Below are 14,266 nucleotides of genomic sequence, written 5' to 3'. Positions count from 1 at the left end.
TCATGTCGCTGGGACATGGTGGGCCGGTGCAGCACTCAGCTGTCCGCGAGGGCGGCACTGCCGGGATGCGCACTGGCCAGCCTGATCAGGCCCTCCACGCCATAGAGGCGTTCGCCAGGGACCGACTTGCGGTTGACGAACCCGCTCCAGTCATTGCGGATCGCCGTGCGCAGCTGGTCCGGATCGGCCGGAAGCAGGTGCATGCTCCAATCCGGAAAATGCCGCCGCCCGATCCGCGCGCGGCCGAGTTCCATCAGACTGTGGTGGCTGGTTGCGCCGCGGATGCGTGCATAGGCGGCGTCCAGCCCTTCGTCGGGCCCCTCGATGTACTGCAGGAACCGGGTGCCATCAAACAACAGGACACCGGTGATACCGGCGCTCAGATTGAACGCGGCGGCGGCCTCGGTCAGTTCCTGGACGTGCGCCGAGGTACGGTCGGGAGAGATTTCGCTGGTGTAGGCGATCGCGCGAAGCGACATGGCGGGTCCTTGCTGGCGAGCGAAACGTACCGCCGGCGGGATCCTGCTCGGACACCTGCGGGTCGTGTGCATGATGCCGCTGGCGGAGGGGGGGGGCTAACCTCACTATGCGCTTTTCTGTGTACGACAGTGCCTAGGGCGTGTGAGGGGCAGGTGCGTGCAACTGAGGCGATGGTCGGAAGACGGCGCCCTCGCGCCGGATTCACGGCTGCGCGACGGGGCCGCACGCACGCTCGGGTCCGTTGCAGTGCACACAGGCGCTTCCCATGACCCTTGCCGACTACCGCCGCAAACGCCGCTTCGATCGCACCGCCGAGCCGGCGCCCGCACGCGCGCAGGCCAAGGGTAAACGGGCGATCTTCGTGGTCCAGCTGCATCACGCCAGTCATCGGCACTACGATTTCCGCCTTCAGGTGGGTGATGCGTTGAAAAGCTGGGCAGTCCCCAAAGGGCCAAGTTACGACCCGGCGGTGAAGCGCATGGCGGTGCAGGTCGAAGATCACCCGGTGGACTATGCCGGCTTCGAAGGGGCCATTCCGAAGGGCGAATATGGCGGCGGCCACGTGGCCCAGTTCGACCACGGCGTGTGGTCGACCGAAGGCGATGCCCAGGCCCAGCTGGACAAGGGCCACCTGCGCTTTGAACTGTTCGGCGAAAAGCTCAAAGGGGGCTGGCACCTGGTGCGCTCAGGCAAGCCGGCGCGCCAGCCGCAGTGGCTGCTGTTCAAGGACAAGGACGCCCATGCCGGGAACGTGGAGGCGGACGACCTGCTCGCCGATGTGACACCGCCGCCGGCCGCGGACCTCAAGCGTGCCGGCAGTGGCAAGCCGGCACGCAGGCGCCTGAAGGCGCCGCCGACGCCGAGGCGCCGGCGCCGCGTGGACTGGGCCGGCAAGGCCCTGGCGCTGCCCGGAGCGACGGCGGGGCAGATGCAGGAGGGGGCCTTCGCGCCGCAGCTGGCCAAGCTTGGCGACGCACCGCCGGCAGGCGAGGGCTGGCTGCACGAGATCAAATGGGATGGCTACCGCATCCTCGCCACGATCCTCGGGGGGGAGGTGCGGTTGTGGTCGCGCAATGCGCTGGAGTGGACCGATCGGCTACCGGAAGTCAGGGCGGCGCTGGAGGCCCTCGGCCTGGAGTCGGCGTGCCTGGATGGCGAGCTGATTGCCGGCCGTGGCCGCAAGGAAGACTTCAACCTGTTGCAGGCGACGCTTTCCGGCGAGCGCCAGGGTGCCCTGGCGTATGTGATGTTCGACCTGCTGCATCTGCAGGGGGTGGATGTCAGCGCCGCGCCGCTGCTGGAGCGCAAGGCGCTGCTGGGTGCCCTGCTGGAGGGGGTTGCCGCGCCGCTGGCGATGAGCACCCATGTGGTGGGGGGCGGCCTGGCTGCGTTCGACGCGGCGGCGGCACAAGGCTTTGAGGGCCTTATCTCCAAGCGCGTGGACCCTCCCTACCGGCCCGGCCGTAGCGATGACTGGCGAAAGACCAAGCAGCTGGCCAGCGACGAGTTCGCGGTGGTCGGCTACACCGCGCCCAAAGGCAGCCGCACCGGCTTCGGCTCCCTGCTCCTGGCGCGGCCGGACCCGACGGTCGGCTGGCGTTACGCGGGCCGGGTCGGCACCGGCTTCAGCGATGCCCTGATGCGCGAGGTCACCACGCGGCTGGCCAAGGGCGGTGCGCGACGCCCGAGCGTGCAGGTGGACGTGGATGACCCCGAGCTGCGCGCGGCGACCTGGTTTGCGCCGCGTTTCGTGGTGGAGGTGTTCTTTCGCGGCATCGGCGGCCATGACCTGCTGCGGCAGCCCTCGTTGAAGGCGATACGGGACGACAAGATGATCAGTGACCTGAAGAACAGCGACCGCGGCGATAGGCGTGGGGCCTCCGAAGCGGACGTCGGCGCAGGCGGGGCATTGCCCGCGTTGTCCAGCCCCGACAAGGTGATGTTCCCCAAGGACGGCATCACCAAGCAGGAGGTGTGGGACTATTATCTCGCTGTGATGGACCACCTGCTGCCCGAGATCCAGGGCCGACCTCTTTCGATCATCCGCTGCCCCAGCGGGACGGGCCGTCCGTGTTTCTTCCAGAAACACCACACGGCCGGACTTGCGCTGACCCGCGCGGTGCCGCTGAAGGAAGAGGAGGGCGAGGAGGCGCCCTACCTGGTGGTGGACAGTGCGGCAAGCGTGATGGAACTGGTGCAGTTCAATGCGCTGGAGTTCCATCCCTGGGGCAGCCATGCGCAGGACCCCGAACGCGCCGACCGCGTGGTCTTCGATCTGGACCCGGGCCCGGGGGTGACGTTCGCCGAGGTCAAGCGTGCGGCGACGGACATCCGCGGGCTGTTGAAGCAGCTCGACCTGGTGTCGTTCGTGCGGGTTTCCGGCGGCAAGGGGCTGCACGTGGTGGTGCCGTTGAACCCCGGCTGCGACTGGTCGGTTACGCGGCGTTTCGCCAAGGGTTTCGCCGATGCATTGGCCCAGTCCGAACCGAAGCGCTTCCTGGCCACGGCCAGCAAGGAGCAGCGCAAAGGTCGCATCTTCATCGACTACATGCGCAACGGGCGCGGAGCCACTGCTGTGGCGTCCTATTCGCTGCGCGGACGACCGGGTGCGCCGGTGGCCATGCCGGTGAGCTGGGCCAGTCTTTCAAGGCTGAGTGCGGCCGATGGATTCACGCTGCATGATGTACCAGCCACGCTGCGCCGGCGGCGCAAGGATCCATGGGCGGACATCAACACCGTCAAGCAGGATCTTTCGCGGTGGGCGGAGGAGGCCGGGTAGCCTCTGCCCGGCACGTTCCGGCGCGTTGCTACAGGTCAATTGACCGGCGCAGGCTGTGCATGAACCCAGTCGCGCAGGCGCCGCAGCGCTTCGTCGGCGGCGGCCTGCGGTGTCACCGAGACCAGCGATGCCAGCAGGCGCGCGAACACCCCGTCGATTTCATACTCCAGCCACAGGGTGACCTCATTCCCCTGGCCCACCTCTGCCGGCAGCACGGTCAGTCGACTGGTGGCGCCCCACGGGCCGTCGCCCTCGATCGCATGCACCACCGCAGTGGACATGCGTTCGACAACGGTCACCGTGGCGGCAGGGTGGCGGCCGAGCGGCGCGTTGAGATGCCATCGCACCGCGCCCTGAGTGTCCAGCACGCGTTCGGCCGCTCCGGCGAACAGATGGTCCTGCACGACCGGATCACACCATGCCTCGAGTATCTGCGCGGCATCGCCTTCGATCCGGGCCGTGGAAGACACCTGGCCGGGCGGCAGGGCATCGGGCGTGGTCATTTGGAGCCCACCCGCACGATGTGGTCCACCTCGTCCAGCGCGAGCAGATGCACTCCACCGTCGCCGAGGTCGAAACGCAGCAGGCCGTTGGTGCCTTCGGTGCCTGCGGCATCGACCATCTGCAGTACCGCAGGACGTTCAACCACGGTACCGACCAGCACGCGGCCATCGCGCAGGTGGAGTTCGGCGACAAGCTCGGCATCGAGGGCCTGCTGCAGCGATTTCAGCCGTTCGATTTCTGCGGCGTCGGTGTGGACGCGGTCTACGATCTTGGTCATGGGAGTCTCCGGACTGGGAACCCCACAGTCGCGCGGAACGGGTCAACCCCGTGTCGACACGCTTGCAGGCGCCTTTCACGCCAGCCGGTGATCGCCCCTGCGCTTCGCGTGGGTGGGCGGTGCACGAGGCTCATCCCAGCACGGCTGGGTTGGCCTGCCAGACCGCCCAGTTCAAGGCTGCCGCGAAGGTGATCCAGGCCAGGTAAGGCAGCATCAGCACGGCGGCGAGCCGGTCGGCCCGCCAGAACAGCCTGACCGTCAGCAGCAACGTGGCCCAGAGCACCACGATATCCAGAAAGGCCAGCGCGCCCTGGTGCCAGGCAAAGAACAGCCAGCTCCAGAGGCCGTTGAGTGCCAGCTGCAGCAGGAAGATGGACAGCGTGCCGGCCTGTGCGCGCCACCCACCGCGGCGCCACACCCGCCAGGCCGCAACGGCCATGAGCGCATAGAGAACACTCCAGACGGGGCCGAACACCGACCCTGGCGGCGCCCAACGCGGTTGGACCAGCGAGGCATAGAAACTGCTCGCTGAAACCGAGGCGACGGCACCGAGCGCCGCCACCGCGAAACAGAGCAGCAGCCAGCCGAGGAGGGCGGGCAGTGGATGAGCAGGTCGGCGCGGCATGATGAGGGCTCCAGGAAATGCGCATCGAAGGCGCAGGCACGGGGGAGGGCCCGAGAGGATGGCAAACCATGTGTTTCCACGCCGTATGCACGCAGACGTACACCCACGCTGCACGGTGGCGCCATTACGCTGGATCCACTTCTTCAGGTGATGGACCCATGATCCCGAGTTCCTACTGGCGCAAGAGCTGGGGCGCGTTCGTCAAGCCCAACACCGGCACCTTCGAGATTCTCGATATCGCCTGCCTGCAGGAGCCTGCTTCGCAGCGCATCGTGCATCTGTATCAACTGGACGTGCGCTGCACCGCATGCGACCACGCATTTGCTGCCCGCGATGGGCGCGGTATGGCCACCGTGATTGGCGCCCGCGTTCTCAACTGCCCGATCTGCAGCAGCAGCCAGGCAGTGGCCAATACGGAACTTGCACGTTTTGTCAGCCAGGGCGCGGCCGGGAAGGGCCCGCGGGTGCCGCAGGATGCAGCGGTGCCGGTACACGCCGTCGCCTGAACACCAGGATTTGCGGCAACGTCGGCGAGCCTCTCCGGGGGCTTTCAACGTGGGCGTCACTTCAGACCTGACGCTCAGGCTGCGGGGGCGCTTTCAGATGTCCAGCAACGGAAAAGCCCGCCGGAAGCGGGCTTCTGCACGGGGCGGGAACACGGCCATCATGCCGTGGCGTATGTCCAGCTTGAATACGGATTCGGGCGCGCCACGGCGGGCGCTTCAAGGTGGGCCAGACGCGCGTTGCTGACCGCCTGATGGGCGCCGCAGCCGCTGCAACGGAAGACCGTTCCGCCCGGAAGATGCATCAGTTCGCGCTCGCCCGACGATGAGGTTGTCTCGCAACGCTGGCACTGCAACGTCAGCGCGGTGATGCGCGTGATCTGCCCCGCTGCATCGTAGGCGGCCTGGTAGTCGATGATCTGGAAGGGGCCAGTGTGGGTCATGCGGGCCAGCCATGTGGAGGGGTAGGGTCGAGAATCAGGGTTGCGCTGTGAAGCCCGCGCATCGGCGCAGGCGTCTTTCGTGAAAAAGGACTCACGCTGCGCGCTGCCGAAGGAGGGAGCGGCGGCTGGGGGCGTCATGCATGCTGCGCAGCTCGTGCTGCAGCGCAGCGAACAATCTCTCGGAGTATCAGCGACTTGGCACTTTCTCGGCAGCGCGGCGGCTTGGGGCAGGGCCAGAATTGACAGCGTTGTCAGGTGCCGCTTACAAGGGCAGTGTCCGTTCCGTCGCCATTCAAGGAAGTCCGCGTCCCATGACCACTCGCCTGCCGTCCCTCCCGCATTCCGTTCCGCGCCCGCACCGTCGGCTGCTCGCTGCCGCCCTCGCGCTTGCCTGCCTGTCCGGCGCGGCGATTGCCCAGCCGGCAGAGGGTGCTCCGCCCAGCGTGGTGCCCGCGCACTGGCCGCAGCCGCATTGGCCGCTGCCGGTGGATCCGGCGCTTCAGTCGCGCGTGGATCGTCTGCTGGCGAGCATGACGCTGGAAGAAAAGGTCGGCCAGATCGTGCAGGGCGACATCGCCAGCGTCACGCCCGAGGACATCCGCAAATACCGGTTGGGATCGATCCTCGCCGGCGGTGGATCCGATCCTGGCGGCCGCTACAACGCAGCGCCCGCTGAGTGGCTGGCCCTGGCCGACGCGTACTGGGAGGCCTCCATGGACACGCGCGGCGGCGGCAAGGCGATCCCCGTGATCTGGGGGATCGACGCGATGCACGGACAGAGCAATGTCATCGGCGCCACGCTGTTCCCGCACAACATCGGCCTGGGTGCCACGCGCAATCCCGAGCTGCTGCGCGAGATCGCGCGCATCACCGCCGCCGAGACCCGCACCACCGGCATGGAATGGACCTTCGCGCCGACGGTCGCGGTGCCGCAGGACGATCGCTGGGGCCGCACCTACGAGGGGTACTCGGAGGATCCGGCGCTGGTGGCGAGCTTTGCCGGCGTCTTCGTCGAGGGACTGCAGGGGCGCGTGGGCGCGGAGGATTTCCTCGACGACCACCATGTGATGACCACGGTCAAGCATTTCCTGGGCGATGGCGGGACCGCCAACGGCAAGGACCAGGGCGATACGATCGTCAGCGAAGCGCAGCTGCGCGACATCCACGCCGCCGGCTACGTGCCGGCGATCGCCGCCGGGGCGCAATCGGTGATGGCCTCGTTCAACAGTTTCCACGGCGAAAAGCTGCATGGCCATAAAGCGCTGCTCACCGACGTGCTGAAGCAGCGCATGGACTTCGGTGGTTTCGTGGTGGGCGACTGGAACGGCCATGGCCAGGTCAAGGGCTGCACCAACACCGACTGCGCGCAGACGTTCGTGGCCGGCCTGGACATGGCGATGGCACCGGATACCTGGAAGGGCCTGTACGAGAGCACGCTCCGGCACGCGCGCGATGGCACCCTGCCGATGGCGCGCCTGGATGATGCGGTGCGTCGCATCCTGCTGGCCAAATTCCGCATGGGGCTGTTCGAGAAGCCCAAGCCGTCCGAGCGCGCACTCGGCGGCCGGTTCGAGCTGCTGGGATCGCCGGCGCACCGCGCGGTGGCCCGGCAGGCGGTGCGCGAATCGCTGGTGCTGCTGAAGAACCAGAACGGCGTGCTGCCGCTGGCTGCCGATCAGCGTATCCTGGTGGCCGGCGGTGGCGCGGACAACATGACCCAGCAGACCGGTGGCTGGACCCTGACCTGGCAGGGCGATGGCACGCGCCGCGAAGACTTCCCCAACGCGCAGACCGTCTGGGACGGACTGAAAGCGCAGGTGGAAGGAGCCGGTGGACAGGCTGAGCTTGCCGTGAAAGGGAATTACACGCAGCGACCGGACGTGGCGATCGTGGTGTTCGGTGAAGACCCGTACGCCGAGTTCCAGGGCGACCTGCCAGACCTGATGTTCAAGGGCGGCCGCTCGGGCGACCTGGAGCTCATCCGCAAGCTGAAAGCCGATGGCATCCCGGTGGTGGCGGTGTTCATCAGCGGCCGCCCGCTGTGGATGAACCGCGAGATCAATGCGGCCGACGCGTTCGTGGCGGCGTGGCTGCCCGGCTCGGAAGGCGGCGGCGTAGCCGACGTCCTGCTGCGCGGCAAGGACGGCAAGCCACAGCACGATTTCAAGGGAAAGCTCAGCTTCTCCTGGCCGCGGCGCGCCGACCAGTACGCCAACAACGTGGGGCAGAAGGGCTACAGCCCGCAGTTCGCCTACGGCTACGGCCTGACCTACAAGGACACGGGCAATCTGCGGAAGCTTTCCGAAGAGCCGGGGATCGATCCCGATGCCGCGCGCACCAGCACCTGGTTCGACCGCGGCGTGGCCACGACGGGGCTGACGCTGCGGCTGACCGGGGCCGATGGCGAGGCGATGGATATCGTGCATCCCAATGCCACCACCTCCGATGGGTCGATCGCCATGACCGCGGTCAACACCGAGGTGCAGGAGGGGGGCCGCCAGTTCGTCTTCAGCGGCACGGGGCGGGTGGACCTGCGCGCGAACATGCCGCTGGACCTCACCCGCGAAACCAACGGGGACGTGATGGCCGTGGCCACCGTTCGCGTGGATGCACTGCGTGCGGGTGCGATGGTCACCTACCTGGCTGCATGCGGTGAGGGTTGCGGGGCCAGCGTGCCCTTGCAGGACGCCCTGGCGGCGCTGCCGCAGGGCCAGTGGGCACGGTTGGGCATCCCACTGAAATGCCTGCGCAGCGCCGGCGCGGACACTGCGAAGCTGGGCACGCCGTTCGCGCTGCGCGCCGATGCAGGTGTCACGCTGTCGCTGGCACGGGTCAGCATCGGCACCGACGCCGACCAGAAGGTCACGTGCCCGGCGCCATGACGCGGCGCTGAGAATGTCCCCCGGAGCAGGCGCGGCGCGCGTGGCATCGCGCCCGCTCCGGCAGCGCCGGCGCCGTCTCCCGTTCGCCACGCCTTCACTGCACGCAACCGCCCGGGCCACTACAAAGGAACTCACGACCGCGGGCCGTGCACTTCCGCATCCGGCCTGCACGGCATGGAGGTGGACGCTGCATGGGTAGGCTGATCGACGGAACATGGGAGCAGGGCACGGCGGGCAGCGCTGCGGCTGATGGGCATTTCAAGCGCGAGGCCGCCACCTTCCGGCGCTGGGTGACGGCCGATGGACAGCCCGGCCCGGACGGCGCGCCCGGCGTCCCTGCCGCGCCTGATCGCTTCCGCCTGTATGTCAGCCTGGCCTGTCCGTGGGCGCACCGGACGCTGATCTTGCGCGCGCTCAAAGGCCTGGAGGCGATGATCCCGGTCTCGGTGGTGCACTGGTACATGGGCGAGCAGGGGTGGAGCTTCACGCCGGGCGAGGGCGTTGTCGCCGACCCCGAACACGGGGCGCGGCACCTCCATGAACTCTACGCGGCGGCCAGACCGGGGATGACCGGCAAGGTGACCGTACCGGTGCTGTGGGACCGCCACGACGGCAGCATCGTCAGCAACGAATCGGCCGACATCCTGCGCATGTTCAACAGCGCGTTCGACAGCCTCGGCGCGCGCAGTGGCGATTACTACCCGGCCGCGCTGCGGGAGCGGATCGATGCAGTGAATGCCGAGGTCTACGAAGCGGTGAACAACGGCGTATACAAGGCTGGGTTCGCGTCGACCCAAGCGGCCTACGAGGAAGCGGTCGGCCCCTTGTTCGAGACACTGGATGCCCTCGACGCGCGCCTGCAGCAGCAGCCCTGGCTGGTAGGCGAGGGCATGACCGAGGCCGACATCCGGCTGTTCACCACCCTGATCCGGTTCGATGCCGTCTACGCGGTGCATTTCAAGTGCACGCTGCGGCGCATTGTGGATTACCCCGGACTGCACGCATTCGTGCAGCGCATGCTGGCAATTCCGCAGATCGCAGCGACGGTGGACATGATGCATATCAAGCGGCATTACTACGAAAGCCACCGCCACCTCAATCCGAACGGCATCGTGCCGGTGGGGCCGGCCCATCTGTACTGAGCACGCCCTGCCGGGCACGCGTGACCGGCCCGCTGCAGCGAGCAGGATGTCGTGAGCATGCGAAGGGCACCTTGGCGATGTTCACCGCTGTTCAACGACGGCACGGCTACAACGGTCCTGCCGCTTTGAGGGAGAACCGCGTGGAGCAGAAGAGTGCGATGGAGGGCGCCAGCGCCCGTTGGCCGGCACGGATGTGGATCGTGCGGCATGGACAGAGCGCCGGCAACGTGGCGCGCGATCATGCGGAGGCGCACGGTGTGGCATTGATCGACCTGGAGCATCGCGACGCCGACGTGCCGCTGTCCCGGCTGGGAGAGCAGCAATCGCAGGCGCTGGGTGCGTGGATGGCGGCACGACCGGCTGAGGAGCAGCCGCAGATCGTCCTCGTGTCGCCGTACGTGCGCGCGCGGCAGACGGCGCAGGCGGTATGTGATGCGCTATCGCCCGACCGGGTGCGGATGATCGTGGACGAGCGGCTGCGCGAGAAGGAGTTCGGCGTTCTCGACCGGTACACCTCCGCCGGCATCGTGGCCACGTTTCCGGAGCTGGCGGAGCAGCGCAAGCTGGTCGGCAAATTCTATTTCCGCCCGCCGGGCGGCGAAAGCTGGTGCGATGTCATCCTGCGCCTGCGCGGCGTGGTGGGTGACCTGCAGCAGAGCCACGCCGGTGCGCGTGTGTTGATCGTCGGTCACCAGGTGATCGTCAACTGCATGCGTTATCTGCTGGAAGGGCTCGACGAGCGCGCGATCCTGGACATCGATCGCGAGGGCGATGTGCCCAACTGCGGGGTCACGGAATACCAGGTGACCCCCGATGGCAATGGCCTGGACCTGGCTGCGGCCAATTTCGTGGCGCCCGCATCGTCACCTCTGACCTGCACCCGCGAGCCCGACGCGCCCGCCGGCGCACGCTGACCCCCGTCCGCCGAGAACCCGCTGACAATGCCGACCGACACGCCCATCGAACTCACGCCCGCCGTCCTGCGAGGCATCCCCTTGCCGGCCCCCGGGCAGGACAAGGAAGACCGCGGACGCGTCTGCGTGATCGGCGGCTCAGCACGCGTGCCCGGCGCCGTACGACTGTCAGGCGAAGCAGCGCTGCGCGCCGGGGCTGGAAAACTGCAGATCATCACGGCGCGCAGCGTGGCCTGCGCGTTGGCTGTCGCCGTACCTGAGGCGATGGTGGTCGGGCTGCGCGAGCGGGCTGATGGGGAGATCGCAGCCGGAGACAAGGCTCTGGATGCCGCGCTGGATACCTGTGGCGCGCTGGTCATCGGCCCCGGCATGCTGGGCAGCCGTTTCCTTGCACGTCTGACCGAACGGGCGTCGCAGGCGCAGGGGCAGATCGTGCTCGATGCCGGCGCCCTGCAGCGGGGGGTACGCGCGGCAGAGGGCGCGCCCTTCGTACTGACACCGCACGCGGGCGAGATGGCCGCGTTGTGTGACGGCGACAAGGATGCCGTGGAACACGATCCCCTCGCGCACGCCCGTCGAATCGCGGCGCAGACCCGCAGCGTGGTGGTCATGAAAGGACCGCTCACCTACGTGGTCGCGCCCAGTGGGCAGGCGTGGCGCAACGAGGGCGGCGGCCCGGGCCTGGGAACCTCCGGCTCGGGCGATGTGCTGGCCGGGCTCATCGCCGGCTTCGCCGCACGCGGCGCCAGTGCACTGGATGCTGCGCTCTGGGGTGTGTGGACACATGCCGAGGCAGGCCGCCGACTGGCCATCGAAGTAGGAGCGCTGGGCTTTCTCGCACGCGAGATCGCGCCGCGGGTGCCCGCCATCCTGCACGGGTTTCCCCTGCGTGGCCAGTCGCAGGGCTGAGCCCGCCCCGGCTCAGCGCACCGTGTCGAGAACCTCGCGCACGCGTCGTGCGAGCGCCTCCACGGTGAACGGTTTGCCGATCAGCTGCACACCGGAATCAAGCACGCCATCGTGGACCAGGGCGTTGCGGCTGTAGCCGGTGGTGAACAGGACCTTGAGATCCGGATAACGGTGGCGCGCGGCATCGGCCAACTGCCGGCCGTTGACTTCGGGCATCACCACGTCGGTGAACAGCAGCACGATGCCTGGCTGCTCATCCAGCAACCGCAGCGCACCGGCCGCGTTTTCCGCCGCCACCACCGGGTAGCCCAGCTCGGTCAGCGCATCGATGGAGAACTGGCGCACGGCCGGTTCGTCATCCACCACCAGGATCAGTTCCGCGCCCCCGCGCACCGACGCCGCGGCAGGGCCCTGGGTCACAGCGACAGGGCGGACCTCGTCGAGCAGGCGCGGGAGGTAAACCCGCAGCGTGGTGCCTTGGCCCTCCGTGGAGGACAGCCGCACGTGGCCGGAGGACTGCTTGACGAAGCCGTAGACCTGCGACAGCCCGAGCCCGGTGCCCTGGCCCACTTTCTTGGTGGTGAAGAACGGCTCGAAGGCCTTGGCCATCACTTCGGCCGACATGCCGCTGCCGGTATCGGATACGCACAGCCCCACGTACTGGCCCGGCGGCACGTCGGCCGCGCGCGCCTTCTCCGGGTCGCGCAGATCGAGGTTCGCCGTCTCGACCAGCAGCCGGCCGCCGCCGGGCATCGCGTCGCGTGCATTGACCGCCAGGTTGAGAATGAGGTTCTCGAGCTGGTTGGCGTCGGCATAGACGCTCCAAAGATCGGCGGCGAGCACGGTTTCCAACCGCACGCTGCCACCCAGCGAATGCACCAGCAGGTCGGACATGCCGGCCACCAGGCGGTTGGCGTCCACCGCCACCGGCTGCAGCGGCTGTTGCCGCGAGAAGGCCAGCAGGCGCTGGGTCAACAGTGCCGCACGCCGGGCGCCATCGATGGCCATGTCGATGTAGCGCCGCGCTCGCGGGTCGTCATCGCCGACCCGGGCCGACAGCAGGTCAAGCGGCCCGATGATCGTGGCCAGCATGTTGTTGAAATCGTGCGCGATGCCGCCGGTGAGCTGGCCCACGGCCTCCATCTTCTGGCTCTGCCGCAACGCATCCTCGACCCGCGTGCGTTCGGCCACTTCGGCCGCCACGCGGCTCTCCAGATGCTCGTTGAGCTCCTGCAGCCGTGCCTGCACGTGTTTGCGCTCGGTGACATCCACCACCACGCCAAGCACGCGCAGGCAGCGGTCGCCCTCGAACACACCGCGCCCCTTGGCGGCCACCCAGCGCACCACGCCGTCTTCGCGCCCGACCGTGCGGTATTCCACATCATAGAGCGCACGGCGCTGCGGATCGGCGGCGGCGGCGAAGGCGGCCAGCGTGGCGTCCTGGTCATCCGGGTGCAGGCCGGCCGTGAAGTCGGCGAACGTCACATCACCCTCGGTGGTGATGCCGAACATCCTGCGCGTACGCGGGGCCCAGATCAGGCGGTCACGCACCATGTCCACGTCCCAGAACCCGATGTCGGCGCCCTCGGTGGCCAGCCGCAGGCGTTCCTCGCTCTGCGCCAGCGCCGCCTCGGCGGCCTTGCGCCGGGTCAGGTCGAGCATGGCGCCGATCATCCGCAGCGGCTTGCCGCCGGGCCCGCGCAGCACGGTGCCACGATCCAGTACGGACGCGTAACTGCCATCGGCGCGCTGGAACCGGTACTCGCCCATCCATTCGCTGCCATCACCTTCGATCACGGCGTGGATCTCGCGGTCTATCCGGTCACGATCATCGGGATGGATGTGGTCGATCCACCACTGTGCATCGGTCTCGGCCAACGCGTGGCCGAACAGCTTGCGCAACGCCTCGTTCCAGATCACGTGGCCGTCCTGCATGCGCCAGTCCCAGATCGCGTCGTTGGTGGCGTGCGCGGCGAGCCGGTAGCGTTCCTCGATCTCCAGGTGCAGGGCTTCGGCCGCCTTGCGTGCGGTGATGTCCAGCGAGGTGCCGACCAGCCCGATCACATCGCCCTGTGCATTGCGTAGCGGCGCCTTGGTGGACAGCCACCAGGCCTGCGTGCCGTCGGGCAGGCTCACCGCCTCTTCGACCTGCTCGCCCAAGCCACTGCGCATGATGCGTTCGTCGTTGGCCATCACCGCGGCGGCCTGCGCGGGATCGCGCAGGACTTCGGCATCGGTGCGTCCCACGTAGTCTTCCGGCGGCATGCCGAGCAGTTCGCTGGTGCCGCGATTGCCGATCAGCAGCCGGCCCAGGCGGTCCTTGGCGTAGACCACGCCGGGCGCGGCCTCCATGAAGGAGCGCAGCAGCGTCTGCGCCTCATCGCGCTCGCTTTCCACACGGCGCCGGTCCTCGATGTCGATGATCACGCCGGGGAAGGACACCGCACGCCCCTCGGCATCCATGTCCACCCGGCCGATTGCTTCGATCCAGCGGTAAACGCCTTCGGCGCTGCGCGTGCGGTACTGGTGCGCGTAACGTCCACCGCGCTTCATGGCCTCGCTGATCGCATTGCGCAGGCCCGGCAGATCGTCCGGGTGCACGGCGGACAGCAACGCCTCCAGCGGCAGCTCGCTGTTTGCCGGCGCACCTTCCATCCCGAAGGCTCCGGCCAGTGCGGCGTCCATGGTGACGCTGTCGCGCGTGATGTCCCAGAACCAGGTGCCGACGATGGCACCGGCGGCAAGGGCCAGCTTGACCCGCTCGCTATCGCGCGCGCTCTGGTTTTCGGGCATTTCGGTCTGCTTCAC

Annotated in this window: 12 protein-coding genes; 6 read left to right on the top strand and 6 right to left on the bottom strand. The window is 68.2% G+C overall.

Annotated elements, in window-relative coordinates; genetic code table 11:
* Window positions 1-35: 35 nt before the first annotated feature.
* Complete coding sequence (locus FHY09_RS12150) at window positions 36-479, bottom strand: BLUF domain-containing protein (protein WP_166927137.1); 444 nt, start codon at window positions 477-479, stop codon at window positions 36-38.
* A gap of 266 nt (window positions 480-745) precedes the next feature.
* Between FHY09_RS12150 and ligD the strand changes: the two genes are divergently transcribed.
* Window positions 746-3,259, top strand: a complete 2,514-nt coding sequence (gene ligD, locus FHY09_RS12145) for a DNA ligase D (RefSeq protein WP_166927136.1) — start codon at window positions 746-748, stop codon at window positions 3,257-3,259.
* A 35-nt stretch (window positions 3,260-3,294) separates the two neighbouring features.
* On the opposite strand, the gene FHY09_RS12140 is transcribed toward ligD, so the two are convergent.
* From FHY09_RS12140 to FHY09_RS12130, 3 genes are all read right to left on the bottom strand, one after another.
* Window positions 3,295-3,762: a hypothetical protein gene (locus tag FHY09_RS12140; RefSeq protein WP_166927135.1), complete on the bottom strand. Its 468-nt coding sequence runs from the start codon at window positions 3,760-3,762 to the stop codon at window positions 3,295-3,297.
* On the bottom strand, window positions 3,759-4,040 hold the full coding sequence (locus FHY09_RS12135; protein ID WP_166927134.1) for a DUF3247 family protein: 282 nt from the start codon (window positions 4,038-4,040) through the stop codon (window positions 3,759-3,761). The genes FHY09_RS12140 and FHY09_RS12135 overlap by 4 nt, the downstream gene beginning before the upstream one ends.
* Before the next feature lie 130 nt (window positions 4,041-4,170).
* Window positions 4,171-4,665: a TspO/MBR family protein gene (locus tag FHY09_RS12130; protein ID WP_166927133.1), complete on the bottom strand. Its 495-nt coding sequence runs from the start codon at window positions 4,663-4,665 to the stop codon at window positions 4,171-4,173.
* A gap of 158 nt (window positions 4,666-4,823) precedes the next feature.
* On the opposite strand from FHY09_RS12130, the gene FHY09_RS12125 reads away from it, so the two are divergent.
* Window positions 4,824-5,171 carry a hypothetical protein gene (locus tag FHY09_RS12125; protein ID WP_166927132.1) on the top strand — a complete coding sequence of 116 codons (348 nt, stop codon included), beginning with the start codon at window positions 4,824-4,826 and terminating at the stop codon, window positions 5,169-5,171.
* Window positions 5,172-5,329: 158 nt separating this feature from the next.
* Here the strand turns inward: FHY09_RS12125 and FHY09_RS16435 are convergent, their stop codons facing one another.
* Complete coding sequence (locus FHY09_RS16435) at window positions 5,330-5,749, bottom strand: hypothetical protein (RefSeq protein WP_456362799.1); 420 nt, start codon at window positions 5,747-5,749, stop codon at window positions 5,330-5,332.
* Window positions 5,750-5,922: 173 nt separating this feature from the next.
* On the opposite strand from FHY09_RS16435, the gene FHY09_RS12115 reads away from it, so the two are divergent.
* The 4 genes from FHY09_RS12115 to FHY09_RS12100 all read left to right on the top strand — a co-directional run bounded on the left by FHY09_RS12115 (window position 5,923) and on the right by FHY09_RS12100 (window position 11,458).
* A complete protein-coding gene (locus tag FHY09_RS12115) occupies window positions 5,923-8,493 on the top strand; it encodes a glycoside hydrolase family 3 protein (protein WP_166927131.1) in 2,571 nt (856 codons plus the stop codon).
* Between the two features lie 191 nt (window positions 8,494-8,684).
* Window positions 8,685-9,635 (top strand): glutathione S-transferase family protein, encoded by a 951-nt coding sequence (locus FHY09_RS12110; protein WP_166927130.1) that lies wholly within the window; start codon window positions 8,685-8,687, stop codon window positions 9,633-9,635.
* 158 nt (window positions 9,636-9,793) lie between these two features.
* Complete coding sequence (locus tag FHY09_RS12105) at window positions 9,794-10,549, top strand: histidine phosphatase family protein (RefSeq protein ID WP_456362807.1); 756 nt, start codon at window positions 9,794-9,796, stop codon at window positions 10,547-10,549.
* 27 nt (window positions 10,550-10,576) lie between these two features.
* On the top strand, window positions 10,577-11,458 hold the full coding sequence (locus tag FHY09_RS12100) for an NAD(P)H-hydrate dehydratase (RefSeq protein WP_166927129.1): 882 nt from the start codon (window positions 10,577-10,579) through the stop codon (window positions 11,456-11,458).
* Between the two features lie 12 nt (window positions 11,459-11,470).
* Here FHY09_RS12100 and FHY09_RS12095 read toward each other — a convergent pair whose 3' ends face one another.
* On the bottom strand, window positions 11,471-14,266 hold the full coding sequence (locus tag FHY09_RS12095; protein ID WP_456362798.1) for a PAS domain-containing protein: 2,796 nt from the start codon (window positions 14,264-14,266) through the stop codon (window positions 11,471-11,473).

Source organism: Xanthomonas sp. 60 (genome assembly GCF_011761925.1).
This window is presented reverse-complemented; position numbering and strand designations above follow the sequence as displayed.

Excerpts from the sequence above, each read along its gene's own strand:
- FHY09_RS12150 (WP_166927137.1), bottom strand. The coding sequence starts at position 479 with ATGTCGCTTCGCGCGATCGCCTACACCAGCGAAATCTCTCCCGACCGT.
- ligD (WP_166927136.1), top strand. The coding sequence starts at position 746 with ATGACCCTTGCCGACTACCGCCGCAAACGCCGCTTCGATCGCACCGCC.
- FHY09_RS12140 (WP_166927135.1), bottom strand. The coding sequence starts at position 3,762 with ATGACCACGCCCGATGCCCTGCCGCCCGGCCAGGTGTCTTCCACGGCC.
- FHY09_RS12135 (WP_166927134.1), bottom strand. The coding sequence starts at position 4,040 with ATGACCAAGATCGTAGACCGCGTCCACACCGACGCCGCAGAAATCGAA.
- FHY09_RS12130 (WP_166927133.1), bottom strand. The coding sequence starts at position 4,665 with ATGCCGCGCCGACCTGCTCATCCACTGCCCGCCCTCCTCGGCTGGCTG.
- FHY09_RS12125 (WP_166927132.1), top strand. The coding sequence starts at position 4,824 with ATGATCCCGAGTTCCTACTGGCGCAAGAGCTGGGGCGCGTTCGTCAAG.
- FHY09_RS16435 (WP_456362799.1), bottom strand. The coding sequence starts at position 5,749 with ATGACGCCCCCAGCCGCCGCTCCCTCCTTCGGCAGCGCGCAGCGTGAG.
- FHY09_RS12115 (WP_166927131.1), top strand. The coding sequence starts at position 5,923 with ATGACCACTCGCCTGCCGTCCCTCCCGCATTCCGTTCCGCGCCCGCAC.
- FHY09_RS12110 (WP_166927130.1), top strand. The coding sequence starts at position 8,685 with ATGGGTAGGCTGATCGACGGAACATGGGAGCAGGGCACGGCGGGCAGC.
- FHY09_RS12105 (WP_456362807.1), top strand. The coding sequence starts at position 9,794 with ATGGAGGGCGCCAGCGCCCGTTGGCCGGCACGGATGTGGATCGTGCGG.
- FHY09_RS12100 (WP_166927129.1), top strand. The coding sequence starts at position 10,577 with ATGCCGACCGACACGCCCATCGAACTCACGCCCGCCGTCCTGCGAGGC.